This window comes from Belliella filtrata (assembly GCF_022549775.1).
GTDB classification, from domain to species: Bacteria; Bacteroidota; Bacteroidia; order Cytophagales; family Cyclobacteriaceae; genus Belliella; species Belliella filtrata.
This window is the reverse complement of sequence record NZ_JAKZGP010000018.1, coordinates 1-26,447: the sequence shown is the minus strand read 5'-3', so window position 1 is coordinate 26,447 and position 26,447 is coordinate 1. Positions and strand designations below refer to the sequence as shown.

Genomic DNA, 26,447 nt, shown 5'->3' with positions numbered 1-26,447 from the left:
AAGATCCGAGGGAAAATTAATAGACACCAATATTAGCTAAAAATCCCCTTGATTTGAAGAGTTATTGATCTACTAAAATTAAAAGGGTTTTTGGCTAGTCTGACAAAACCGTGGATGGGAAGCTAGAGCTTACAAGTAATATGTAACAGGTGGTCTCAAGCATTTCTTTTAAAATTAAGCTCATCTAGCACTCAGAGATTTAATCACAAAATGAGCATGTTGTATAATCATTTTGGTCTTCTCCAAGTCACCTTTTTGATTTAACAGAAACTTCTTCTTGTTCAAAAAAGAATAATAACTCCTATTTTTCTACCCATTCCCTGAATGCAGCTGTAGTACTTTGACTGGTGATGAGGTGATTTGAATACCCTTTTAATTTGATGGCAAGCGTATTTTTATTGTAGCGCTCTAACTTTTCGATAAAGGGCTTGTGCACAAGTTCTGATCGATTGATCCTGAAGAATGCCATAGGATCTAGCTGTTCTTCTATTACTTTTAAAGTTGGCTCGGTGAGCATATGTTTTTTGCTTTGGTTATCGTAAGCGAAAACCACACCTTCAGAGGCGATAAAAAATAGGATGTTAGCTGTATCCAAAAAAGAAATGCCATGATTTGAATTGATAACAAAGCGTTTTTTATACTTTCTCTCTTGTAAATTCTCCTGCATCAATTTGGCGAGCCTGGTGATGACATTGACCTGTTCTGAAGCAGATTTTTGCAGTAGAATGTATTTTTCCCATGCCTTTTGAAATCGATCTTGGGAAAAAGGCTTTAACAAATAGGCTATGCCATTGCCCTCAAATGCATCCATCCAAAATTGATCATAGGCTGTGGTGAAAATTATAGGACAGGGTGTAGCAACCTGCTGATATATCTCAAAAGCATTTCCATCAAGTAATTCTATGTCTGAAAAAATAAGGTCAGGCTGGTTAATTTTAAGGAAAGCCACAGCAGCTTCCACGGTATCCAATTCAGCCATAATTTCAGAAGTAGGATATAATGCTTCTATATAGCGTTTCAGTTTTTTCCTTGCTGGGATTTCGTCTTCAATGATGAGTACCTTTGTCATTTCAATGCTTGGTAAATGATTGGAAAGCTTACCTTAAATTCCTTTTCAGATTGATTAATTTCAATGGGTTGTTTTGAAAGTATGCGGTATTGTTCTGCTAGATTTTTCAGTGCGCGTCCTGAAAGCGGTTTTGTATTTCGTTTTGTTTGGACGTTATTGGTAACATGTATTGAACCATCAACTGTTAAGTTGATATAAATCGGGGATTCAAGCGTACCCAAATTGTGCTGTATGGCATTCTCAAGGAGCAATTGTAAGGTAAGAGGAACGATTAGACCTCTTTTATGCTTTGCTTCAATGTTCAATTGATAAGCGCTTCCATACTTGTGCTGAATAAGCCTGAAGTACTGCTCTGCAAAATCCAGCTCTTCTTGAATACTTACCAATTCTTTGTCAGAGGCGTAGAGCACATAGCGATAAATTTCGGCAAATTCATGGAGAAAGTCAGAAGCTTTGTATTTATCCTCTTCAATCAATTGGTCTAAGACATTCAGGTTATTGAATAAGAAATGTGGGTTTAGCTGTGTTTTCAGTTGGTTGATTTTGCTTTCTGAAAGGGCTTTATTGTACATCACCAACTTTTGCTGATGCTTTTTGTAACTGTCGTAATAGTAGTAGCTGAGAAAAAAACTGCCATAAATAACTGCTTTCAAAAAATCAGAAAATAATGAAAGGGTAAAAGTGGGCAGGTTGTAGTTTTGTTCAATCTTGTTGAATACTAAAGCAACAGAAAACGCAAGTAGCTGAATAAAGACCAAGTAGGAACATAAAGATGCTCCAAATATTTTCAACATTGTATTGGCTCTTGGCACATCAGATTTTTGCCATTTTTTGATAAAGAATAGGATGATAAAAAATAAAACTCCAGCCTCGATCAAAGAAATCACTGCAGACTCAGGAGTAAAAATATATGGAGATATTTTACCTCGAACGCTTATTCTGGTGTAAATGGACTGAATATAGGCAAATACTAAAATGAACAGCAGAAATCGCCAATTTTGCTGTATTTTTTGGAAGAAATAGTTCATTAGAAATTGATAAGTCAAATAATGAAAAGTAGTTCTATGATTCATAGAACTACTTTTTTGAGCTTGTTTATTCTTTGGTTTCGGGAAATGAAGCGATCACATTTCCTTTATCATCATAGAATTCTAGCTTGGCCGTATTTTCATTGTCTATAAAGAACATGGCCCTTGGCATACCCTGGTCATCGAAAAGGAATAGTCCATTGCTTTTACTTCTTGTTTGTCCTAAGACCATGCGGTCTACTGTACCTACCAATCCCTGCTTTTTATATTCTTGATATTTCTCTTGCATGGCGTTTCGATCGGTTTTTCTTAATTCAGCCAATTCTTGATTTATTTCACTTCTTCTTGCTTGAGTTTCATTAGAAGGTTGATCGATAAAGGCAATGCTACTTCTCACAAACCGCTCATCACCTACTTTATCATCATTCATAATTAGCTGCATTACCTGGTCTCCATCATATTGATCATAGGTCAATGAAAGTCCAGCAGTGTGTCCATTTTCAGTTTTTCTACCATCATAGATAAAGCCACCACACTCCATACCTTCTTCGTTGAAGAATAACATTCCTGAACGCTTTTTCCTTCCTTCATTGGTTGGCCTGTCGTTAATAATTTCATTTCCACTAGGGAAACGTTCTACATTGGTGATGACCATTTTTACTGTTCCATCATTTTCAACGATATTAATGCGTTCCACATCAATTTCGCTGAATCTGTGGTTGCCTTGTTTTTTGAAAGCCGTAGAAGTGATAAATATCATTCCGGCAACGCTTGCTACCGCAAAGGCTCTTAAAAATACTAATTCTCTTTTCATCTTTTTGGTTTTTTTAGTTGTATGATGAATCAAAAGTATAGAGTGCCCTCATTTTTCTCAATCACAAAACAATGAGTGCAGGAATAAATCGAGTGAGTCAAGGAGAATTAAGCATAAACAGGAATTTGGGTTTCATGTTTATTTTGAAAAACCTTAATTGAAAAACTTTCCAGTTTTTCACGGTATTGGACAGCACCAGCTGCGGCAATTGCAATCCGCTGTAAATATTTATTTCAAGCTGATTATATATATCTTGTATTGAAACCAGCTCAATGAATCCATTAGAGTCAAACCCTACACCAAGAAATTGCTTTGTCAACCCCTATCTTCCAGAGAATTTCACCTGTTTCAGGATTTATTTCTTCACTAAAGAATTTTTCTATTGGTCCGTTTTGATCAATCAATGCATATTTCACAATAGGTCTGACTGCTTCCTCAACTTCAGTACCTTGGTAGTATGTGAAATCTGTACTGGTATATTTTGGGTCAACCATTTGTTGTTTGTTTAATTTCCCAAACTATAAAATGTAGTTTATCAATTCATTCATTGAGACCTAGCTTTGATCAGTTTTTCAATGTTTACCATTTGGTAAAAAGATTGAGGTTGGAGATAATTTTATAGTTTCTTTATCATCTAAAATAATTTAGTTTTTTGAGGAACACTTAAGGTTGTTGCAAAAAAAAAAAAGGCTTTATTCCTTAAGGATGAGAGTGTTACAACAGTCAAAGTACTTGGTTGTTAAGCAAGCTGCAACTTGCAACTTGGCGCAATTCTCCCTATTTCAGACTAGTCCACCATTGCTTAAACTGTTGGTTTTCATCATTTAAGTCTACTTGTTCACCGATCATGGGGGTTACTAAAGGAATGTTGGATGCCTCGTTAAGGGCTGTGATATGCACAAGAGGTTCATCCCAAGGATGTTCTGCCAGTACAAATTTGGAAGAATGAATAGGCATTAGCCTTTTTGCGTTGAGGTCTTTTGCTGCTTTCAACACTTCATCAGGCAACATGTGAATGGCTTGCCAGGCTAAATTGTATTGACCATTGTCAAGAATTGCTAAGTCTATGCCCTCAAATTTTTCACCGATTTCAGCAAAATGTTTATCGTAACCACTATCACCACCAATGTATATTTTCATCTCTGGTGTTTCTAAAATGTAAGACATCCATAAGGTATTGCTTCTTTTAAACAACCTTCCTGAAAAGTGCCTGGCAGTAGCGGTATGAATGGTAATTCCATCATTAAATTCTACTTTACCGTTCCAATCCTTTTCAATTATTTTCGCAGGATCAAAACCCCAATGTTCAAAATGAGCCCCTACACCCAATCCACAAACAACATAATTTATCTTACTTTTCAAACCAATGATCGTTTCGTAATCTAAGTGATCATAGTGATCGTGGGAGATTAGTAGATAATCAATGTCTGGAAAATCTGCAGGAGAGTAAATATCTGTCCCATCAAAGGATCTGTTGCTTCCAGGAATAGGGGATGCGTTCCCACTTAGGACGGGGTCTATCAAAAATCGCTTTCCTTCAAGCTGTATAAAGTAGGATGAATGTCCAAACCAAACCAGTATATTTTTGTCTTTAGAAAGATTTAATAAATCAGTTTTGATTGAGGGAATAGGCTCCAAAGGTTTCTGTCTTGGGAATTTTTTAAACAGGCTGTTCCATATCACTTCAGTCATAGAATAGCCTTCAGTCATGATAGGCGTAAAACTAATGTTCTGGAATTTACCGTTTTTGAAATTAGGAGAGGCTTGTATTGACGCCAGTCGCTCTCCACTTGGAGCTGTGCCAAATTTTGGTTGGAGCGTATAAAGAAAAATGGCAACTGCCATCAGTAAAGTAATGCTTATCGTTAGAATCATTGTTCGTTTCAAAATTATGAAGAGTTTTAGTTATGGAAGTGTTAAAGTCAAAGAGAAATGTCTTTCATACTTGTTTACTCATTTAGTAAAAGCATTAAAAAGTTTTCAACATAATTTTAGTATTTAACATCTTCACTGATTGAAATTCTCAAATATAGATCTAAAGATCTATATTTTTTATTATCCTAAAGAGTACCATCATCTTACCTTAACTGTGTAAACGGCACTATTTTTTAACTTTTCTCCATTAAATACAGGGGAGCATATAAAATGTAAATATTGACCATCATTACTAAAAAAACTAGTCAATACCTCACTATCCACAGCGTGAAAATAATCATTTTCATCAAACAAAAATTTAGGGAAAGTCTTTTCTTCAAACCTTTCAAAATTAGGCTTATACTTTAAAAATTTACTATCCGATAACTGAAAAATCCCAGCATAGTTTTGAATCCCAATAATATCTTCACTAATACTATTTTGTTTGATAAGTGAAAAAAATCTATAATAAGGATTTAATGTTCCTACATGTTTGTAGCTTGTTGGATTAGGTAAATCTTTTTCAAAAATATTCCCTTCTAAATTATAAAGCCGCTGACCATCATCTGAGAACCAAATCTTTCCTGGTATTGGATTACCAGAATTTGAAATAAGCTCTCCTTCATATTGGCCAGGACCTTGAGAAATATTGAAAATACGAATAGGGGTCTTCTCTGATAAATTAAAGAAATAATATACCAGTGGTTCGGTTGGATGTTTGACCAAAGAACCGTTATTATATAGTTCAAAATCACCCGTAGCGGTGATTCTTTCGTTAGTTAAAAGATTTAAGCTAAAAAAAACTGCATGATAGGAGGTTAAGACATGTGCCCAATTTGATTCACCAAATACTATGCTAGTCACTGGTGCAAGATTTTCAGTTTCTTTTATGATGTTCTTTTGAGATATATCAAAATGGCTTATACTTGATTCATTTCCGATTAGTAATAAATTTCCATCAGGATGAAGACTAATACATGTAGGCTTATGAATCAAAGGGTACGCTTCAGTTGTTTTTAAAATCGGATCAATAAAAAGTAGCTTTTTTGAATCAGTCACGGCATAGATTCGGTCAGTTTTTTTATCATAAGCAGCATCAATAACTGCCTCATCAAGTAACCATTTTTTTTCTGTATAATTAATCACACCTATACCTGAATTATAATATTGGGAGAAATTGACTCTAAAAGTAAGGTTGGTATAATAAACATCTTCCTCAATTTCGTCATTTTTTATTAATGCGGTGATATCTACTACCTGACCTGGGCTCAGCTTTCCACTAAATGGTGAAATGCTTATAAATTGTAAGTCAGAAAAAACATCCCATGAAAAGGTAGATTTACCTGTGTTTTTTAATTGAAAGTTAGTTGAACTTTCTCCTGACCTTATTAAAGCTGGAGTATTTAAAACTTCAAACAATGGTTCAGAAACTTCTTCCTTCGGTTCACATGAGGTGTAATAGAGAACACTAAATAGTATGGTGATCGACACCCAAATATTTTTTGACTTCATAAATACAAGAATGATTTTAAAATATTTATAACCGAAATATTTATAACCGAAATATTTATATAAATGTATAAATTAAATCCTTTAAATAAATCTGATTTAGTTCAATTTATTTTTGCCCATACTTACTTAATTCACCTACTTTATATTCCAAATAACCAATAAATTATTCACTTAGGTTATGGAGCCATATAGATCAATTATATCACTTTAGAAACCTAAAACTGGAAATCATTTTACATACTTTAGCTTTACAATGATTGATGTTTTGGTAGCCAAATTATTGGAGTTGGGTTATTTAAAACTTGCACCCAACTCCTGTTGATTACTTAATGATAGGTAATAATCGGTTCCAATGAGCTGCTATGACCCAAATATTTATTGCAAACAGTACCAAAGAAATGCCAATACCTGCCACATCATGTACCGCATGATGAACAACTATACCAATCATTACTGGGAGAATAACTAAAGCTCCCAAAACCCTTGTTTTTGGAATCACAATCAAAATTGCTGCAATGATTTCTACCATGGCTACCAAGGGGAGAATCCATTTGACGGCAATAAATCCAGCCATGACTTCCATCATCTCATCAGATAATTCAGGCATGGGCATGTAGTTAAAGAACTTATTTAAGCCTGCGTTAATCATGATTATTGCAAAAAGTACAGAAAGTGCGGTTTGAATCTTGTTTTTCATTTTACGTTTGATTTTGGTTAATTAATGGTGCAAAATTACTTAGCTTTGATTACTATTAGTAATCAGATACCTTTAGGTAATCAGTTACCTTCGGGTTATCACGAATAGCAAAAAGTTGGAATTAAGCTTGCTTGAAACTGGGTTTCTAAGGGTGATTTAGCAAAGACAATCTTTATTAAACCTTACAGAGCCATGTTCTTGGTGTGCTTACAGCTTATTTGAATGTGTTGTAACTAGAGTAAAACAATTAAGCAAAGATGAAAAAATTAGAACATCATGAGTGTAAATCTGCCTTATTACCCGTGAGGGATACACTGGATATTATCGGAGGCAAATGGAAGATTTTAATTTTGATTTCGATATGGGAAGGCAATAAGCACTTTCGAGAGATTGAAAGAAGTATTCCCAAGCTGAGTACCAAAGTACTTTCCAGTGAATTGAAAGACATGGAGGCTAATCAATTGATCACACGTACCGTTATCAACGGTTTTCCGGTAAGGACCGAATACAAATCAACTGCATATTCTGAAACGCTCAAAAGTGTCATAGCAGAATTGCATGCTTGGGGTGTAAACCACCGAAAGAAAATTTTAGGAAGTGATGGCTTAAAAGCTCATCTTTAGATTTATCAAAAAGGAAGCATTTTACTACAATGGATGACTGTTTGTTTCAAGGTATTGATCAGTTAAAACCAGCCCTAAACTGCAAAGGAGTTTGATTGGTTTTTTGCTTGAACAACTTGCTGAAAGATTGAGGGTGCTCAAAACCTAATTGGTATGCTATTTCACTGATTGATAGGTTTGTGGTACTTAGACATTCTTTGGCATAATCAACCATTTTACTTTGAATATGCTGCTTGGTATTTTGTCCTGAATGAAGTCGTAGCAGGCTACCTAAATAATTTGGGGAGATGTTCAGCCGTTCAGCTAAAGTTGTTACGGTAGGAATGCCATTTTCCACTAAATATCCATTTTCAAAGCATTGTGAGAGCTCTTGTTCGAAACGAATCAGGATTTCATGATTAGATTTCCTCCGAGTGATAAACTGGCGTTCATAGAACCGCTCTGCATAGATAAGTAGCAATTCTATTTGGGCTATGATGAGTTCTTGACTGAACTTGTCGATTTTGGATTGGTACTCTTGTTCTATTTTCAGTAGAATTTCAGTAATCACCTTTTCCTCTTTATCCGAAAGGAAAAGTGCCTCATTCACAGCATACTGGAAAAAATCATAAGATTTTATCTTTTTGACCAATGAAGTATCCCAGAGAAAGTCTGGATGGATCAGAAGAAGCCACCCAGTTGGTTTTATTTCTTGCTTCACCGCTTTAATCTCGACTTTCAAAAATTGTAGTGGAGAGACAAAGGTCAACAAGCCTGAATCAAAATCATATTGCTGTTGTCCATAATTAAATTTGGCATTGACATTCCGCTTTAAACCTATCGAATAATAATTTTGTATCCATTTCAGCTCACTGTCATTCACCGGATAGGTGACTTTACTGTAATCGATTAAGCTTATCAGCGGATGCTCGGGCGGAGAGAGCTTACAAAATGTATGAAACTCAGATAGGGAATTAAAACGAAATGTCTTTGTCATGATAACTAATTTACTAAATTATTTTTCTTTGTACAAAACCATCCCTGCATGGTAAAGGATGCCATCTTTGAACTCACCATCAGCTGTAAAGCCAGTGTCGTCTTTATAATCGATATGGTTTCCGGAAACTTTATAAGCACCCTGATAGGCACTCTTCCGCTTGCCTCGCGCTTCATCATATCGGTTATTGGGCAAGAGTTCATGCCGTATATAGCCATCTTTGGTCACCCACATACCAATATATCCCTTTGTTTCTTCAATAGTTGCTTGCATAGTGTCTGATGTATTTGTAAATAAATTATCCAATGCTTGTATGTCCAAAAAAGCCACTGCTTTTACAATTTTCCCATTATTAAATTCCAGTTTCCAAGCATACTCATTGTGGTAGATCCCTCCGGATTTGGTGCATGCTGTCCCTTGCCAGTGCAGCCAGACAGTTTTTCCTTCTGCACTTATGTCAATGAGTTTTGGTTTTATTGTTGTAGTCAGTTGATCATTGATTGGGATTACTGCTTTTTCCAGAAATTCTTGCCTTCCTTTGTAGCTGCCAGAAAAACTCCCATTACCGGAAACTCTCCACTCAACATGTTCATCCAGGAGGTCAAAGAAACTTCCCTTACCATGTTGCCATTGTTCAAAGGCTTTGGCAACTGTGATTTTATTTTCTTCCGTACCAGAATTCCCTTGCGTTGAGCCAGTTTGAAAATGCAACAGCATACCTATAGAAAAGATAGCATATAGTATGTTCATTGATTTAAAATTTAATTGTTGGAAAAGGCAGTTGAAGTGGCCAGCGTTTCATACGCTGCCATTGTTTCTTGAATAAGCGCTATTTTCTGTTTTGCATATTGGTTGGCATCATTCCCCATGAAAAAATGGACAGGTGGCTTAGCTTGTTTGCTTAATGCAATCAGTACATCTGCCGCTTTTTCTGGATCATTAGGTTGGTTATTGTCTATTTGCTCCAAATGTGCCTGCTCCATCTCCCGGGCAGATTTATACTCTGGAATAGGCTTTGAAGCTACTTTTATAGAACCTTCCTTCAAGAAATTTGTCCTGAAATAGCCTGGATAAACCAATGTGGTATGGACATTAAATGCCTTCATTTCTTCGGCAAGTGCTTCAGTAAAACCAGCCATTGCAAATTTTGTCGAGCAGTAAATTCCAAATCCAGGGAAATTGCCAGTGTATCCTCCTACAGAGGAAATATTAAAGAAATGCCCTGATTGCTGCTTGCGGAAATGTGGTGCCACCTGACGTATTACATTTAGTGGCCCGAACACGTTTACTTCGTAGTTGTACTTCACCTCCTCATCGGAAAGCTCCTCTAAGGTACCTATCAAGCCAAAACCAGCATTGTTTACCACTACATCAATCCCTCCAAAATGATTGATACAATCAGCAATACAAGCTTTCACATTTTCATTATCCGTCAGATTCATTTCTAATGGAAGAAACGATCCAGATACATCCCCAATTTCTTTGATCAATGATTCCATGTTACGGGAAGTTGCCGCAACATGGTAATCATTTGCCAAGAGTTTTTTTACCAATTTCAGCCCCAATCCCTTTGAAGCTCCTGTGACAAACCAAACTTTTCTAGTTTCCATTTTTAGGTGATTTTTAAAGTAAAACGATGGAACAAAGATGGTGGGAATAAATATGGGCTACCTAACCAAATCAAAGGATGAAGTAGTCATTTCGTGGATTTGAGGTTGATAAATATCATTGCCTAATCAAAGACATCAATATTTAAAGTTAAGGTTCATAATAATAAATTTATAATAATAAATTTATAATAATAATTATCAATAAAAATTTTAATAAAATTAAAAATCAGTTAAATATTATTTATATTATTGAAGTATGATTAAAAAACTCCCCATTGTTTGTCCTAGTTGTAGCTCTGGCTTGGATGTAATAAGCCTTCATTGTGATGCTTGCGATACGACGGTGACTGGAAAATTTAGCCTTCCTGTATTACTTAGATTAGAAAAGAAGGAACAGGATTTTATCCTTGATTTTGTCCGCTGTAGTGGCAGTTTGAAAATCATGGCATCACAGCTAAAACTCAGTTATCCAACCGTGAGGAATATGCTTGATGAGCTAATCATTAAAATCGAAAACCTAGATCAAGATGTTTAAAAAGCTAACAAATCCTTTTACATACATTGCAGGGAAAAAATCTCTATTGATAGGCTTACTGGTGATATTTGCTACCTCAATTGTAGCGTTTTACAGTAATACTTATTTTCCCGATATCATATCAGTGAAAATGGGAGTTGATCTTTCCTTAATTAGTGGTGTCACTCAGAATTTCTTGAATTGGATTGTTGTATCCTTATTGTTCTACCTTGCTGCCATAAGCCTATCAAAATCCAAAATTCGGATTGTCGATATTTTTGGAACACAAGCATTAGCCAGGATACCCTACTTTTTTGTATCCCTAATTAGTTTTTCTGAGGTCATCGATCTTTATGGGAAGTATTTGCTATGGGTATATATGAAGCATGGAGAGCCTATTGAAATTACAATGGTGCAGAAATCGATAGCGGTATTCTTTCTGTTTGTTTCCTTGCTACTGACCATTTGGCTGGTGACATTAATGTTTAATGCTTATAAGGTTGCTGCAAATCTGAAAGGTGCAAGATTAATCGCATCATTTATTGTTATCATGATCATTTCCATGGTTGTTTTGACATACCTATCTCCAATTATCCTTTCAATGATCAAGTAATATGAAACTAACATACTCGCTATTTTTTCTATTCCTTTTTACTGAAGCAGTCATTGCTAAAGTTGATTCGGATACCACTTTCCAAGAATTTGATATCAAGTTAAGTACAACAACAGGTGAGATTTTTGGAACCTTGACTATTCCTGTTATTCCTGAAAAACCTCCTCTTGCTGTGATAATCTCAGGATCAGGACCAACTGATAGGGATGGTAACAATCCTGCTATGAAAAATAATTCATTGAAAATGCTTGCACATGGCCTCACCGAAAAAGGAATTGCAACCTTAAGGTTTGATAAGAGAGGAGTAGGAGAGAGCCAGAAAGCAGGTAAGAGTGAAATAGTGCTTCGTTTTGAAGACTATGTCAACGATGTCAAGGATTGGATTTCCATGCTCAAGGGTGATGATAGGTTTTCGAGTATGACAGTAATTGGACATAGTGAAGGAGCATTGATTGGATTGATCGCATGTGATCATGCAGATAAATTTATTGGGATTGCTGGTTTATCTGAGTCAGCAGACTTTACTTTGAAAAGGCAGCTGGAAGCTCAACCAAAGGCTGTTCAAGACCTTGCTTTTCCCATATTAGATAGCCTGAAGATTGGGAAGACAGTGGATGAAGTGAATCCAATGTTGTACTCACTTTTTCGACCTAGTGTACAGCCCTATTTGATTTCATGGTTTCAGTATGATCCTCAACAAATTATTAGCAAGCTAACTATTCCGACACTGATTGTTCAAGGAACAAATGATCTCCAAGTAGAGGTGGAGGATGCGGAAAAATTATCTAGGGCCAATCCGAAAGCAAAGTTAGTGAGGATAGAAAATATGAACCATGTGCTGAAAATCGTCGAAGGAGATCGACAGGTGAACCTAAAAGCATATAATCTTCCTGATTTGCCGATTTCAAATAAATTGATTGAATCAATAGTCAACTTTATTTATGGTAGATGAATTGTATTTGTAAAACGGAGAACAATAAATTATGATTATTACTGCCCTAACTTTAATCGCTCTTGGTTTCTTGGTAAAAGTCTTTCCAAATCTAATTGCTGGCTATAATACCATGTCGCAAAGGCAAAAGGAAAATGTAGATATTGAAGGCTTATCTACTTTTATGAGAAACGCTCTTGTGTTGTTGGGGGTGGTGGTGATTGTAGGACATTATGTATTGAAGTGGCTTGCGTTAGCTTCTGCATTGAGTTATTTTGTTCCAGGAATTATTTTGATAGGTATTGCTTTGATGGTGTGGAAGGCAAGAAAGTTCGATCACAATAAGGAGAAGCTCGTGGATACACGGTTTAAAACAGTCTTTACTGTTATAGTCGTAGTTTTTGCTTGTGGAAGCCTTGTTTATGGTATGATCCCATCCAAATATGAGTTGAACAATAAGCGATTGAAATTTTCAGGGGCTTATGGATTTGAATTGAAAACAGAAGAGATCGAATCGGTAGCGTTGCTAGTAGAAGCCCCCATCATCAAGGCTCGTACAAATGGCTTGGGCATTGGTCAAGTCAAAAAAGGCTTTTTCAATGTGGATGGCTTTGGAAAAACCCGCTTGTTGATCCATGCTGGTCGTGGTCCCTATTTGAAAATCACGACTATTGACAAAGAGACCATCATCATCAACTTCAAAGAAAAAGAAAAGACAACACATATCTATCATGCAGTCAAATCGGTAAGGGAAATGGATTGAGGTTATTAGATGTGTTTTATTGATAATGATAAAAAAAAGCCTGCAAATCTTATGATTTACAGGCTTTTACTTTGTAATTGATTTTCACGCTAGTCGGGTTGGTAAGATGATTACCTATTCCTTTAAATGTTTTAATACCAGTATTTCACAAAATAATTTTAAGTAAGGTCACCTAATTGGTCTCATATTATTTGATTGGTTTTAAGTCGAATTTTCACCAAAATAAAATTAGCAATAAATAATGTCTTTCCTTTATTTCAACTTACCATAGAGAAACATTCTCCGTTGTTGAGCTATGACCCTAACTTATTTTGAGAATTATCGCTGCCAGTTTATTTGGTCTTGATTTCTTATTTGCTGGTATCATTGTAGAAATGATACATACTTAATCCTTTTAATTTAGTCAAATTGTTCAATTCAATGGATAAGACATGATTACAGTAATTGTTTGATTTAGAAAATCATAAAGCATTATAAGGGAAGATTATAATCAAGTTTTTTAACTGTTAGGGAAGTCATTTGACGTTATTTTCACTGCTATTGGTAAAAAATTAAGTTAGTAAATACCAACGATTTCATTTTGCTAATCGTTAGGTAGCTTGAAGTAATAACCTAATCAATGAAGGAAATTCTATCTCTGGCATTTATATTTTGTGTGAGTATTTATTCTTATGCGCAGCATACAATTCAAACACCTACGGGACAAATAAAAACATTTCAGGAAAAAGGGGTTATCAAAGTGACCAATATCCCTTATGCCACGGCAAACCGGTTTGAAAAGCCAAAGCCTGTTCAAGGTTATGATTCCCCCATCAATTCACAGCAGGTATCTCCCGCATGTCCTCAGAAAGAAAGACCTTTGTTTTCTACCATGTTTGGCGTTGAAGCCTTAGATTTAATGGAGCAATCTGAAGACTGTTTGAACCTTTCAATCACCAGGCCAAACAATGAATTGGATAGCCTTCCCGTTATGATATGGATTCATGGTGGGAGTTATGTCTCTGGAGCTGGCGATGCTGTTATTTTTGATCCTAACCAGTTGGTGAAAGATCAAAATGTTATTGTAGTAAATGTTACTTACCGTTTAGGATTACTGGGCTTTTTAGGAGGATACAATGATATTCCTGCCAACCTAGGCTACTTGGATATCTTGGAAGCCATCAAGTGGGTCAATAAAAATATTGATTCCTTTGGAGGCGATTCCCATAAAATTACGCTTTTCGGACAATCTGCTGGTGGGGAAGCCATCACTCAAATGATGCTAATTGAAGAATCAAGAGGTCTATTCCAAAACGTAATCATACAAAGTGCACCTTTGGGATTGATATTTGACAGAGAGGAGATGATACAGGATATGATAAGGGTAGCCAAAGAAATACCTGTGCATGCCCCGATCGACACTCTTCTTAACAAACAAGAAGAAGTCTTGGCAGCTGCTAAGAACTATGGCCTTCAGGCAGGTATGCCTTTGGGTAACCAATATGGTGAGTATCCTTTTCCCGAAGAATCTGAGGTAAGGGGAATTTGGCATAAAAGGGCAAGAGAAGTAAACATCCTCATCGGATACACCAAAGAAGAAACGACATTTTTTGTTCCCCAGATCCCTAAGTTTAGGAAAATTTCAAATTTACCAGTCGTGGGAGGGGGGCTTAAATCCATTTTGGTAGGTATTACAACAAATAAAGTTTATAAAAAGGAAGCCAAGGCATTTGCTAAAAACTGCTCCGTAGATGAAAACAATGTTTATCTTTATGAGATATATTGGGGTTCTAAAACTAATGGCTTTGGTGCTACACATGCGATTGATTTACCACTTTTGTTTGGTGACAGTTCGTTATGGAAAGATGCCAAGTTGGTAGAAGGAATATCGGCAGAGGAGATTTCCGATAGTTCGAAAAGGGTCTGTGCCCTTTGGGCTCAATTTGCAAGGACAGGTAAGATTGATTCTAAAGGTAGAATAGAGGGAGTCCTTAAATACAAGGAGATTTAAGTAGTGACAAAGTATAATCAACAGGATTATCGAGTTTTTTTGCCCAGTCCTTCTCTATAATTGATTTAAATCCTTTTGTTAGATTACTTTTCAAACCTGCAAAAACCCATATTTTGTAAATAAATATTTTTTTAAATAAGGTTTACCATCAGATAGATTTTTATACTAAGGTGTAAAGAAGGGTATTTCAATTTCCACCAAAAACTAACAACATGAAGGTTATACTTAGATTTATTTTTCTTATTTCTTTGATAGGAATAAGTGCCAATTCATATGCGCAAATTAAGGAAAGAGTCAAGGAAAGAGCTAAAGAAAGTTCTACAAGCAAAGCTGAAAGAACAGTCGATCAGTCCATAGAGGAAGTAGCTGATGAGATGATCAATGGTGTGAAATCTTTATTCAAAAAAAAGCCTAAAAAGGAGAAGCAAGCACCCGTTGAAAAGCAAGAAGGTAGTGATTACCGAAGCTGGGAAGGTAGTCAAGATCAAGATTTTGAATCCAATCAAGATTCAGCTGAATTTGATACTCAGGAAAAGAAATCCTTGAGTAGGTACTCCAATTTTTCATTTGTACAAGGAGAGGAAATTATTGCCTTTGACGACTTTCTGCAAGATAAGGAAGGAGACTTACCAGGATCTTGGATTACCACAGGTTCAGCTGAAGTTGTGAGCTTTGATGAGATAGAAGGGAACTGGGTGTGGTTTAATAAAACAAAGGGGAATTTTATACCTGAGTATTTAAAAGACTTTCCCGAGAATTTCACATTGGAATTTGATTTAATGTATGATTTTGAATTTGGAACTTATAGCTATAGCAGGACATTGACGCTAGTGTTCAGCGACATTGAAAACCCAGAAGCAAATCTAGGTTGGGATGGTGGTGGAGAGTATTTCAACCTTCAAAAGCTTTCCAATAATTATTTAGGAATCGAGTTTTCAGGAATTGGTTCTAATGGAGGGCCATTTATCACTGCTCGAAAAGCGGTACACACGGAGAAGGGGCTTAATTTCCAGAATAAATTTCTTGCTAAGCATTTGATAAACGCAGAAGGCAATAATGAACCAATTCATATTTCTATTTCAAGAATGGGAAGAAGGGTTCAGGTCTTTGCTAATGAAGAAAAAGCCCTTGACTTGACTGCGGCTTTTCAGAAAGATGTCAAACTTACGAGTGCAAGATTTTTTGTCAATAATTATACGGACAATGACAATTATTATCTAAGCAACATCAGGTATGCTGTCGGGCAGCCAGATAGCAGAAGTAAGCTTTTAGAAAGTGGGTCATATACTACATCAGCGATCACTTTTGCTTCAGGGTCAGCTGATATTAACCCAGAGTCTTATGGCATTTTGAAAGAAATAGCTCAAGCATTGAAAGCTCAAGCTAACAAAACAGTTCAAATCATAGGACATACCGATAGCGATGGGGCTGAGGAATTGAATCAGAGACTTTCTGAACAAAGGGCCATGGCTGTAAAAGAAGCTTTGCAAAATGAATTTGGTGTCCAAAATGAAATTAATTCAAGTGGAAAAGGACAATCTTCTCCTGTGGCTGAAAACAATACGCCTACGGGTAAAGCTAAAAACAGAAGAGTTGAATTTATTCTCAATTGAATCAAATAGTTAACATTTATCTAATAGAAAACGGCTAATATATCATGAAGAATTTGCTAGGAATAATATTAATCATATGGGCTTTAGCGGCTCTTTCTACAGCCTGTGGAAAGGAGGATGAACCCGAAGTGAATTTTGCAACATTGGTAATAGGAAGGTGGTACACAGTGCAGGAATTTGATAGAAATGGTGTAGAAATGGCTCAAGATGAATGCGAGCGACAATCCATAATCGAGTTCACGACTTCTATGGATTATATCGTAACACCAGTTGGGACATATTATGATGCCAATGATCAACCATACTGTGCTCCAGTGACAGCTACACCATTTATGCTTACTTATGCTATCAATGGAAATAAAATCACCAATGACTTTGGTGAAGGCACCATCGAGCGGATATCCAATGACAAGATCATTCTAAGATCAGAAGAGCCTTTTAGCCATTTGATTTTGGAGAGGGTAAAGTGAATTTTATAGCTATTAATAATACTATTTTTTATACGAAATTTTTTAAAAGAAGCTGTTGCAGTATTGTGACAGTTTCTATCTTTTTTGGAGGTGCTTATCTCATATCAATATTTGAATGGTATGGTAATAATGCCAAACAATCTAAATATGCCTGAGGAAGCGTCTCCAAACCAAGAATACAATCAACATCGACAAACCTGCAAAGAATAGGTAAAGAATGTAATTTGGCTTTGCTGCTTCAACATTCCCTAAATAGACAAAGCCAGCCCAGTAATAGGGATGTGCCGTATTTTCATCGGCATGTTGTAAGTATTCTAATTTAGCATTTCTTATGGCATCACTGTAGCTTTCTCCATTGTATACATTGTCATAAAACGAAGACATTAATTTACTTGTAGATTGGTCAGAAACTGCCCAAAGGCTCATAAGAACATTTGATACGTTAGCATACATAAAGCCACGTGCCAAGCTGATGACTCCTTCACCTTGCTGATGTTCTCCATACCCTGAATTACAGGCTGATAAGGTAACAAGATCAGCATTGAGATTCATTTCATAGAGTTCATGGGTATAAAGTATGCCGTCATCATTATCGTCAGCTGATAAAAGCAAACTGGAAAATAGAGGATTATTCTTATCAATATGGCTATGGGTTGCAAAGTGTAAGATATTAGAATTTTTGCCTTGTGATTTCAAGTAACTCTCTTTGGCTTCATTGCCAATGTACCCTTGACCTGAAAATTTACCACTCAAGGCTGTTACTTCTAATTCGCTGTAGGGAAGGGAAGTGAAAGAAGCCAGGTCTATATTGCTATTTCGTTCTGATTGAGCTAAAAACAAAGGCTTTTCGTTTCCTTGATAGGGAGCAAATCCCAAGAAACTTCCTTTACTCTTTTTTAAGGAAGCCTTTTTGAAATCAATCAAAGAACTGGAATATTGATAGGTGATGCTGTGGGTTTTCAGCAAATAATTGAATTTATCAAAAGCATTCTGTTCTTCGATTGGCTTACTTATTAAAATTTCAAAATTAATGTGATTGAGTGCACCATCAGGAATTATGATGATATGCTCAGCTGGTTCTACTTTAAGGACGGGGCCAATTAATTTCTCATACAAGAAGTAGGCAGCGGGTTGAAAATGCTGTGATTTTGGATTCTTAGAATCACTGATGAATTTATTGAGATTAGAGGTGAATAATTGATCTTTTTCAATCTTAAAAATCCCTTCATTATTCCCTTTTAAATAGATCATTAAAATATCATTTTCAAACTCAATATATTGAATAATTAACTTTTTGGAATTTCTCAATGCTTTGGTCTGATTGGGATCAAAGATACTTTTACTGTTGAAATTCTGACCGCCATAATGCAGGTTGTAATAGTTTGGGAAATCTGTTTTGTAACTCGTCAACAGGTGGTTCACCTCCTCTTTCTTTTTTACGATTAACTGTAATGTCGAATCATTTGAGCTAGATTGTATCGCTTTGGTAAAACTGTCTCTATAAACTTGTAGCTCTAGAAAATTTATATCAGTTCTGAGCTCTAATTCCTTGGCCTGTAGTTCGGATGGGATCAATTTTTGAAAAGTATTTGATTTTTGATTAAGGTGGTGCTTGAGATTGGAAGATTTGTTTAGATCAGCTAGTAGAAATGCTTTCTCCCAATAAGTATTATCATTGGTTTTTTGATATAGTGATGTGGCTAATTGAATTGCTTCGGAGAAGTAGACACTTTTTTGCTGGCCATACTGTGACTTTGATCTGATATTAAAAATTGCATTTTTACTTTTGTTCAACAACAGGATCCCTAAAACATAGGCATCCAAGGAAGAATTTAACAAATTTGTATCGTTGGTGATTTCAGCTATTCTCTTAGTGATTTCACCTTTTTTAATAAAAAAGAATGCTGATTGATAGTTGTCCGGAATTAGGTCAATGGTTGGGTTATCAGCAATTCCATGGCGCCAAGCATAAGAAGGAATGTAGCCCTGTAGGGCTTGAAGCAGTTTGTCTTCTGCCAATTTTAAGTCCTTGATTTTTAACCTAAATTCAGCATCTTCGAGAAGATATTCTATGTAATCATACGTTTTTAATTGATCTGGACGGGCATAGAATTTATCTACTTTGGCAAAAAATCCAGCGGTTGATTCTTGCTGACCTAATTTAGAACTAATTCTAGCCAAAATAGTGAGCATCGAAGGCATATCATCATTGAACTCTCCATGAAGCATGGTTTTTAAGACAACTGCCTTATTATTAAAATCAAAGCTTTGAGAGAAATTACCCTTTTTTTCTTCAATATCTCCCATTATAAGATAAAAATAGACCATGTAGAAATGGTCTTTATTGATTTGATAAAGCATTTCATAGCCCTTTTTTGCGTACTTTGAGGCAAGCTCAAGGTCTTCTGGAAACTCGTTTTTGTAGGCATACACATACGCATAGTACAATGAAATCAGGATCACTTCTCCTGGATTGTTTTGCATATTCAAATTCACGAGATTGATTTCAGATTTTCTCAGACTTTCCAGTGCTTCTTGGAACTGACCCATATTCATTTTGGGCATGGCCTGATTCAAGTAGGCTGCATATGCCAAATGACTGGCCGTATCTAGCCCAGATCTTTTCAAGGCTGTCAGGCAACTATCATAATACCTTAGCGACTGCTCATTTTCTTTTAAATTATTCAGCAATACGGCAAAATTATTATAAGCCCTTGCTAATCCCAGTGTGTCATTTTTTCTCAAATAATCTAAATGCTCCTCGTAGATTTTTTTGCTGTTGATGTATTGCCCTGCGTCGTTCAATGCCGCAGCATATCGGTTGTAAAAAATGTTTATCAGTTCTTTATAAGTCGTCTTTTTTGGACGGATTATATCAACGATTCCTACATTAAGGTAATACAACAAACTATCCCATTTGCCTTCTTGACTGTATGATGAGGACAGGAGCGACAAGCACTCTAAATATTCATCATGATGTTTCTTATTTCTAAAGTACATTTCTAACTCTAGCAAAGCACCTCTATTTTCTATCTCGCTTCTTTGCTTAAGCCTGCTTTGGGATTTGATGGAATCAAGTTTGGCCTTGTTGAGATCAAATGCCTTTCGATCACTTGATGTCTCTTGAGCAAGAGATAAGGATATAAGCAAAAAAAAGAATGCTGTAAATAAAACTGATATGGTAGATCTAAGATTCATTTTATTTGATGATTATGCCAAGCTTAATACCGATATGATCAATTAATTTTAAGTGATATTAGGAAAGCCACTCTTTCCCTCACTCTAGTATGATGATTAGTTTTTTGATAACATTAATTGAAACCTATTTTGATTTTAATCAATCTAGAAATATCAATTGAAGTATTGGAAACATAATACCTATCAAAAGAAGCGTCTATACAGGAAGAAAATCACTATGATCAACAGTACTGCAAAGAGGAAAATAAATATGGCGTTTGAGTTTTCAGCTTTTACATCACCGACATATATAAAAGCTGCCCAATAGTAAGGATGTGCTGTGTTTTCATCAGCTTCAATCAAATAGTCTAACTTAGCCTCTCTAAGAGCTGTTTCGTAAGTTTTTTCATTCTTTATTCTTTCGTAAAACCCAGTCATGAGTTGTTTTGTGGACAGATCTGGTACTGCCCATAGGCTCATCAGTAAATTTGAAACATTAGCGTACATAAACCCTCTAGCGATACTGATGATTCCTTCTCCCTTTTGATATTCACCGGTTCCTGAATTGCATGCAGATAAGATTACTAGATCAGCATTTAGCTTAAGATTGAATAATTCATAACTGTGTAAATAACCATCGTCAAGATCATTTTCTATCAAAATAAGACTGGATAAGAGCGGGTTGTCATTATTTATTTGACTATGTGTAGCCAAATGGATAATGTCAGCTTTTGTAGCGTATTCTTTGAATTTGCTTTCTTGCGCATCTAATGCTAATAGAATAGTAGAATTGAATCCAACTGATATTTCATTCACTTCTGCAGCATTATTTGGTAATGGTGTAAAGGATGCTCGTGTAACTTCATTTGAATTTCTCTTTATATTTTTTGTAAAATCATCATAAGAGGGTGCTAGGCCTAGAAAATTCACATTATCCCTTGACTTTTTTGGGACTTTGTCATTTTTCAAAAGAAATGCAGAGTAATGATAAGAAATTTGATGTTTTTTGATCAAATAGGGTAGGTTTTTGAGACTTAGGTCTTTCGAAACTGGCTCACTGATCAAAACTTCAAAAGGTAATACGGCCAAATCACCATCTGGAATAATTATTATATTTTCCACGTTTTGCCTTTTCAATATTGGCTCTAAAAGGACATTGTAAATCCGAAAGCTAGGTTCTACAAAATCATTTGTCTTATACTTTATTGAAGTCAAAAGTATTTCTATATCTCTTTTTAATTGAGGAGTCTTTTGGATTTTCAAATAGCTAGATTTACCTCTATGGGTATAAAAGGCTAAATATTCCGTACCAAAATCTTGATATTGAATCAAAAAATAGCTTGAGTTGGACCTATTTAAAGGTAGTTTGGCTGGAATTAATTCATTTTCTGTTTCATAAATGTTTCCAAATTTAAGGGCGTAATAGTTTGGGAAGTCTTTCTTATAAGTGGTGATTAAAGCTTCCAAGGCTGATTTGCTTTGATAATATTCTTCATTTTTCTTGTCTACCAAGTAGAATTCTTCTTGAAGCTGACCTTCTTCTGAATTTAATGTTGTCAATCTTGTTGCTTCATACTCTAACAGCTTAGACCTAAGAGAATATTCCTGATCCAATAAATACTCAGGAACACCAGTTGCATCAAGTTTAGCAGTGTAAAAGGCTTCTCTGATTGCCAAGGTTCTTGAGAAATCAGATAATAGTATGCTTTTGTCAAGATACTTACTTTCACCACTTAGGTCGTAAAGCTGATTGCTAATCAAAATGCTTTCTTGAACCAAATCAAAATTAGAGGAGTAAATGTTTGATTTTGAACGAAGTCCATAGATTCCTTTTTTAGTCTTCAAAGATTGTCTAATGGAAAGTAAATAGGACTCTAAGGCTGATTCAAGATATTTTTGATCCTTATTTACAGCATATATTTGAGCCAATAAATAGCCTTTTTTGGAGAAAAAATCTATTAAAAAATCTTTGCCAGATAATTCTTGAAAATCGGGGTTGTGGGTAATTGGTTTTCCTTCTATTCCTAAAAAAACTTTTGTTGCTTTCTGAATTTGAAGTTCGGCATTTTTAAGATTGTTATTTGTTATTTCAAATGCAGCTTTGTTAAATAACAAAATTCCGTAAGAGTCTCTGATTATATTGTTTGGCTTCTCAAATTGTTTAATCGCTTTATCCCTATATTTTTCTTCTTTAACCTTATTTCCAAGTGCTCTATAAATTTTAGAATATTTCGAATAAGTATCAGCAAGATTCGGTCTGTCTTCTCCATATGCTTCTAGCTGAAACTTTTCTGCTTTATTTGTATAATACAAAGCAGAATCATATTGCCCAGTTACATAGTATGCATTAATGAACTCGTTGTAGTATTCCAAAAGTTTTGGGTCTTGCGGATATTGTTTTTGGAATTGATCATAGTTCCTATTAATGTATTGTAGCGCAATTTCCCCATCTCCTGGACCTTTTTTTCTACTGGAATATACATTGGCAAATATCAAATCAAGAGGAAACCTGTCCATGATATGGTCATATTGGTCAGGGATATTGTTTCTGATTATTTCAGATTGTTTCAAGTGCTCTAATGCCAAATCATCCACACCCATGGCGCTATAGATCAATGCAATATTTGAGTGGACCATCTCTCCAAGCATCGAATTCATTTCTGATTTGTCCTGTCGTAATATCACAAGACAGCTATCATAGTACCGTAATGATTGTTCATTGTCGTTAATGCTTTTGTAGACCGTAGCAACATTGTTATAAGTCTTAGCTATATACTCGTTGTTTTGGTTTTCATGATTGTTAGCTTTTAAAAAATTTAGTGATTTCAAGAAAAATTCAGCAGACTTAGTGTATTCATTTTTACCTGCTAATACCGCAGCATATGTACTTCTGACCAAATTTACCAACCTCATATTTGTAGATGCCTGATTGTCTAGAACATCATTGGCTTTTGAGTGATAAAAATCAGCTGAGTCTAATTTGTTTTGTCTATGGAAACTTGTACCATGTAATGTGTAGACATAAGCAAGTCGATCTGTAGCATTTACTTTTTTGAAGTACCTAGCTAAAGTATTTAAAGTTTTTCGACCTTCTTCCATTTCTATTTCCTGCCTTGAAAGCTGTATGGCTATAGCATCCAAAAGGTCTGATTTTTGCCAATATTCCGTGCTGTCCATTGATGCATTTTGTTGAGCAATTACATTCTTATGTGCCAAATCGAACAGCAAAATCAACAAAATGATAATTGAAATTCTAGTCATATTACTTTGTGTTTTCTGAAAAATTAGTTCAATCTAACCTCAACAATAACTGTTCAACCTCTTCCATTTTGTAGCCACTGCTTTTCCTGAGTTTTATCAACTCTTCTTTCCCTTTGATCGAGTCACCTTTGACTAGGTAGCTTAATGCCATATACCATTTGGCCTGATCTCTAAACTGCATTCCATCTGAATAGATGTAGTTTTCAAAATAGGTTGTGGCACTATCGTATTGCTCAAGTTCTATTTTTGTAATCCCTTTGTAGAAAAGGAGATACTCTTTTTGTTGATCTAATAGTATAGAAAATAGACTATCCGCAAGCTTGAAATCCTGGCTTTCATAGGCCAGAAATGCTGCTTTTTCCAGCTCATCTGGATTTATTGCTTCGCCTCGTGTGATTGGCTTGACCACGTTAGGATAAGCTTCATAATAGGCATAGAAATCTTGAGGGTATTCATTATCAGAAGAAACAATATTTCTTTTGATAAAGAAGGTAATGGCAATTACCGAAATCAATACAGCTGCAATCAAGAATGGCCAAAGATTTCGTGACTTTATTTTTTTAATTTTAACACCCTTTTCGGATTCTAGTATATCTTCTTCAATTTGTCCCAATAAACTTTTCAGGGATTTCCTTTCATGATTTTGAAATGCCTTTTTCGTTTTGATTTGAAATTCAACTGATTCCCGAAAATGCTGATTTGATGCCATCATTTCATCAAAAATAATTCTCTCTTCTTCAGTAAGTTGTCCTTCAAAATATTTGTCTATAAGTTCAGAATGATTACTCATATCTTGTCTTGATTAAGTTCGATTGATGATCTAAGTGACTTTAAGCACCTGGATTTTTGGCTTTTGACTACGTCGGTATGGTTATAGTTTAGGATTTCTTGAATTTCTGAAAGCTTTTTCTCTTCATAATAGAAAAGCCTAAGAAGTTCTTGGCACTTTTTACCCAAGGATGCTATTCCATTCTCTATCAAGATTACTTGAGGGTCTTTCTCATCTAAAAAATCATGATAATCTGCCAACCCCTCAAAATAATCGTTATCATTTGAAATGAATTCTGTATTGGCATTTTTTTTCAATCTGCTAAACAGCATGAATTTGCCCATACTGAAAACATAAGTTTTCAAGCTACCTGTAGTTAATTGAAGCTTCTTTTTTTTTACTTTTTCAAACAAGGCGATAATAACATCTTGATAGATATCGCAAATCTGATTTTTGTCAGCATGATACTTAGATGCGAATTGAATGAATGGTTCCCTGTATTTCCTATAGATCTCTTCAAGTGCGGTAGTGTCTCCAAATGACAGCCGTTCCAGTAAATTATTATCCATCATTGCTTAGTCTTAAAAGTGGCATAATTGTAAACATAGTCATAAAAGTTTTAAGTGATGTTTACTTTTTTAATTAAATGATAACTAAGCTAAGAATAGTATGAATTTATCTGGATTTTGTTCAAATCACATTTGTATTATTCTATAAAGTTAAGTTAATCAGTCTTTTGTGATTGTTGTGAACTTGCCCTTTGCATAGGTGTAGAAAGTGTAAAGTGGACCTATTACTTGATCGAAACTTCTGAAAAAATGTAAAATAGTCTTTAATCAAATGAAAAAATCATGAAAAAACCCACACTACTTCTCTTAGCGATTATGCTTTGTTTTGGACTTGCGACTCAAGCTCAAACAGTGAAAGGAGGCATCACCATTGGGAAATCTTCTGAACTCAAAATTGAAACCAAATCAGATAACATTATTGATTTGTTTGTCGAGTTCAGAAAAGATAAATATCCAATTCTTTTTTCTTTTCAAGGGGATAATATCAAAAGTAAAAATGATAGAGAAATCATATTTTTTGACTTCGTAACAGAAGTGTATTTTAATGGAAAGCTGATAGGAAAGGCCAGTAGAAATCCTATGCCATACATTCCAGGGGATATGATCATCGGTACAGAGGGGTTTGATTTTATTTCCCTTTTGAGCTTCAATGAAATGACAAAAGCTTCGATCAAAGATGCTCCAGGGAAACTTCCTAAAGGTAGCTACCAAGTGAAGCTTATCGCAAAACCTTTGGACTACAAAGGACAAATCAAACCAGGTATATTTTCTTTCAATGTTCAATAATTAAAAATCAAAACAATGAAACTTAGTCTAATCAATTGTTCAAAATTAATTTTGGTCGCTTTGACCCTTGTGTTTTCATCTTGTGGATCCGATGATCCAGTTCCCACCGCTGATGATGGAAAATCTGCCTATGAGTTTACTGTAAACTCGGGTGAGTTGGCTGGTAAAAAATTCATGAGCAAACAAATTGCTATTGGCTCACCTGGGTTCATAACAGCAGGGAATGGCGAGTTGCTTTCATCATCAGTGTCTTTTTTTGAGTCTTACTCAACAAATACACTTTTTAAAATCTATTGGGATGGCGAGCGGGTACTCGGTTTTCAACCTGATGAATCAAAGTATGATGAAGGATATATCAGGCTAGTTGCTGTAGAAGGAGACAAGACTACCATTTTTGAATCCCTGAATGTCACTTGTCAAGTCACAGATATCAAGACCGTGGTTTACCAAGACCCTATTATCAAAGATCAGAATTACAACTTGAGAGATTTCAAAATGACCTTCTCTGGGACTTTCAGAAACAAATCAGATGAGGAAACAACTGACATTTCAGGAAGCCTCCAATTTGTTAATAATTTCGACTAAATCAATTATAACTTAATTTTCATCTATTTTAAAAATTGTAACTACTCAGGTACATTATTTACTGACCAATATTCAAGTATTTGGAGTCTTGTGCTCCTTTGTAGCGTATTGACGCGTATTTGTATGTTAATGTACGAAAATCAGCTTTAAAGTTGGTTTATCC

The 26,447-nt window shown here is 35.3% G+C and carries 24 protein-coding genes; 10 read left to right on the top strand and 14 right to left on the bottom strand.

The window, feature by feature from the left end; genetic code table 11:
• Nucleotides 1-301 precede the first annotated feature (301 nt).
• The 7 genes from MM239_RS08825 to MM239_RS08795 all read right to left on the bottom strand — a co-directional run bounded on the left by MM239_RS08825 (nt 302) and on the right by MM239_RS08795 (nt 7,034).
• Nucleotides 302-1,069, bottom strand: a complete 768-nt coding sequence (locus MM239_RS08825; protein WP_241347841.1) for a LytR/AlgR family response regulator transcription factor — start codon at nt 1,067-1,069, stop codon at nt 302-304.
• Nucleotides 1,066-2,142: a sensor histidine kinase gene (locus tag MM239_RS08820; protein WP_241347840.1), complete on the bottom strand. Its 1,077-nt coding sequence runs from the start codon at nt 2,140-2,142 to the stop codon at nt 1,066-1,068. The genes MM239_RS08825 and MM239_RS08820 overlap by 4 nt, the downstream gene beginning before the upstream one ends.
• Before the next feature lie 22 nt (nt 2,143-2,164).
• A complete protein-coding gene (locus MM239_RS08815) occupies nt 2,165-2,911 on the bottom strand; it encodes a hypothetical protein (RefSeq protein WP_241347839.1) in 747 nt (248 codons plus the stop codon).
• Between the two features lie 287 nt (nt 2,912-3,198).
• Nucleotides 3,199-3,405 (bottom strand): hypothetical protein, encoded by a 207-nt coding sequence (locus MM239_RS08810; RefSeq protein WP_241347838.1) that lies wholly within the window; start codon nt 3,403-3,405, stop codon nt 3,199-3,201.
• Nucleotides 3,406-3,688: 283 nt separating this feature from the next.
• The gene (locus tag MM239_RS08805; protein ID WP_241347837.1) at nt 3,689-4,786 is read right to left on the bottom strand and encodes an MBL fold metallo-hydrolase; all 1,098 of its coding nucleotides are present in this window, start codon (nt 4,784-4,786) and stop codon (nt 3,689-3,691) included.
• A gap of 198 nt (nt 4,787-4,984) precedes the next feature.
• Complete coding sequence (locus tag MM239_RS08800; protein ID WP_241347836.1) at nt 4,985-6,244, bottom strand: hypothetical protein; 1,260 nt, start codon at nt 6,242-6,244, stop codon at nt 4,985-4,987.
• Between the two features lie 415 nt (nt 6,245-6,659).
• Nucleotides 6,660-7,034, bottom strand: a complete 375-nt coding sequence (locus MM239_RS08795; RefSeq protein WP_241347835.1) for a DoxX family membrane protein — start codon at nt 7,032-7,034, stop codon at nt 6,660-6,662.
• Between the two features lie 257 nt (nt 7,035-7,291).
• Here MM239_RS08795 and MM239_RS08790 point away from each other — a divergent pair, with 257 nt between their 5' ends.
• Nucleotides 7,292-7,657 (top strand): winged helix-turn-helix transcriptional regulator, encoded by a 366-nt coding sequence (locus MM239_RS08790; RefSeq protein WP_241347834.1) that lies wholly within the window; start codon nt 7,292-7,294, stop codon nt 7,655-7,657.
• Between the two features lie 58 nt (nt 7,658-7,715).
• On the opposite strand, the gene MM239_RS08785 is transcribed toward MM239_RS08790, so the two are convergent.
• Genes MM239_RS08785 through MM239_RS08775 form a run of 3 tightly spaced genes read right to left on the bottom strand, consistent with a single transcriptional unit; the run spans nt 7,716 to nt 10,243 of the window.
• Nucleotides 7,716-8,633: a helix-turn-helix domain-containing protein gene (locus MM239_RS08785; RefSeq protein ID WP_241347833.1), complete on the bottom strand. Its 918-nt coding sequence runs from the start codon at nt 8,631-8,633 to the stop codon at nt 7,716-7,718.
• Nucleotides 8,634-8,651: 18 nt separating this feature from the next.
• Nucleotides 8,652-9,383, bottom strand: coding sequence for an Atu4866 domain-containing protein (locus MM239_RS08780; RefSeq protein ID WP_241347832.1), 732 nt, complete (start codon nt 9,381-9,383; stop codon nt 8,652-8,654).
• Nucleotides 9,384-9,394: 11 nt separating this feature from the next.
• Entirely contained in the window at nt 9,395-10,243 is an 849-nt protein-coding gene (locus MM239_RS08775; protein WP_241347831.1) for an SDR family oxidoreductase, read from the bottom strand.
• A 256-nt stretch (nt 10,244-10,499) separates the two neighbouring features.
• Here MM239_RS08775 and MM239_RS08770 point away from each other — a divergent pair, with 256 nt between their 5' ends.
• From MM239_RS08770 to MM239_RS08740, 7 genes are all read left to right on the top strand, one after another.
• Nucleotides 10,500-10,778: a DUF2089 family protein gene (locus MM239_RS08770; protein WP_241347830.1), complete on the top strand. Its 279-nt coding sequence runs from the start codon at nt 10,500-10,502 to the stop codon at nt 10,776-10,778.
• The gene (locus MM239_RS08765) at nt 10,771-11,370 is read left to right on the top strand and encodes a hypothetical protein (protein ID WP_241347829.1); all 600 of its coding nucleotides are present in this window, start codon (nt 10,771-10,773) and stop codon (nt 11,368-11,370) included. The genes MM239_RS08770 and MM239_RS08765 overlap by 8 nt, the downstream gene beginning before the upstream one ends.
• A gap of 1 nt (nt 11,371) precedes the next feature.
• Nucleotides 11,372-12,322, top strand: coding sequence for an alpha/beta hydrolase (locus MM239_RS08760; RefSeq protein WP_241347828.1), 951 nt, complete (start codon nt 11,372-11,374; stop codon nt 12,320-12,322).
• Nucleotides 12,323-12,353: 31 nt separating this feature from the next.
• Entirely contained in the window at nt 12,354-13,064 is a 711-nt protein-coding gene (locus MM239_RS08755) for a DUF3784 domain-containing protein (RefSeq protein WP_241347827.1), read from the top strand.
• 619 nt (nt 13,065-13,683) lie between these two features.
• Nucleotides 13,684-15,054, top strand: coding sequence for a carboxylesterase family protein (locus MM239_RS08750; RefSeq protein WP_241347826.1), 1,371 nt, complete (start codon nt 13,684-13,686; stop codon nt 15,052-15,054).
• 212 nt (nt 15,055-15,266) lie between these two features.
• Nucleotides 15,267-16,667 (top strand): OmpA family protein, encoded by a 1,401-nt coding sequence (locus MM239_RS08745; protein WP_241347825.1) that lies wholly within the window; start codon nt 15,267-15,269, stop codon nt 16,665-16,667.
• A gap of 44 nt (nt 16,668-16,711) precedes the next feature.
• Nucleotides 16,712-17,137 carry a lipocalin-like domain-containing protein gene (locus tag MM239_RS08740; RefSeq protein ID WP_241347824.1) on the top strand — a complete coding sequence of 142 codons (426 nt, stop codon included), beginning with the start codon at nt 16,712-16,714 and terminating at the stop codon, nt 17,135-17,137.
• Nucleotides 17,138-17,278: 141 nt separating this feature from the next.
• Here MM239_RS08740 and MM239_RS08735 read toward each other — a convergent pair whose 3' ends face one another.
• The 4 genes from MM239_RS08735 to MM239_RS08720 all read right to left on the bottom strand — a co-directional run bounded on the left by MM239_RS08735 (nt 17,279) and on the right by MM239_RS08720 (nt 24,916).
• Nucleotides 17,279-20,335 (bottom strand): CHAT domain-containing protein, encoded by a 3,057-nt coding sequence (locus MM239_RS08735; protein ID WP_241347823.1) that lies wholly within the window; start codon nt 20,333-20,335, stop codon nt 17,279-17,281.
• A 183-nt stretch (nt 20,336-20,518) separates the two neighbouring features.
• Entirely contained in the window at nt 20,519-23,575 is a 3,057-nt protein-coding gene (locus tag MM239_RS08730; RefSeq protein ID WP_241347822.1) for a CHAT domain-containing protein, read from the bottom strand.
• Nucleotides 23,576-23,603: 28 nt separating this feature from the next.
• On the bottom strand, nt 23,604-24,365 hold the full coding sequence (locus tag MM239_RS08725) for a hypothetical protein (protein WP_241347821.1): 762 nt from the start codon (nt 24,363-24,365) through the stop codon (nt 23,604-23,606).
• Nucleotides 24,362-24,916: an RNA polymerase sigma factor gene (locus MM239_RS08720; RefSeq protein ID WP_241347820.1), complete on the bottom strand. Its 555-nt coding sequence runs from the start codon at nt 24,914-24,916 to the stop codon at nt 24,362-24,364. Before MM239_RS08720 ends, MM239_RS08725 begins: the two co-directional genes overlap by 4 nt.
• A gap of 279 nt (nt 24,917-25,195) precedes the next feature.
• Here MM239_RS08720 and MM239_RS08715 point away from each other — a divergent pair, with 279 nt between their 5' ends.
• Both MM239_RS08715 and MM239_RS08710 read left to right on the top strand, forming a co-directional pair.
• Nucleotides 25,196-25,699 (top strand): hypothetical protein, encoded by a 504-nt coding sequence (locus MM239_RS08715; protein ID WP_241347819.1) that lies wholly within the window; start codon nt 25,196-25,198, stop codon nt 25,697-25,699.
• 15 nt (nt 25,700-25,714) lie between these two features.
• Nucleotides 25,715-26,284 (top strand): hypothetical protein, encoded by a 570-nt coding sequence (locus tag MM239_RS08710; RefSeq protein WP_241347818.1) that lies wholly within the window; start codon nt 25,715-25,717, stop codon nt 26,282-26,284.
• The last annotated feature ends 163 nt before the right edge of the window (nt 26,285-26,447 follow it).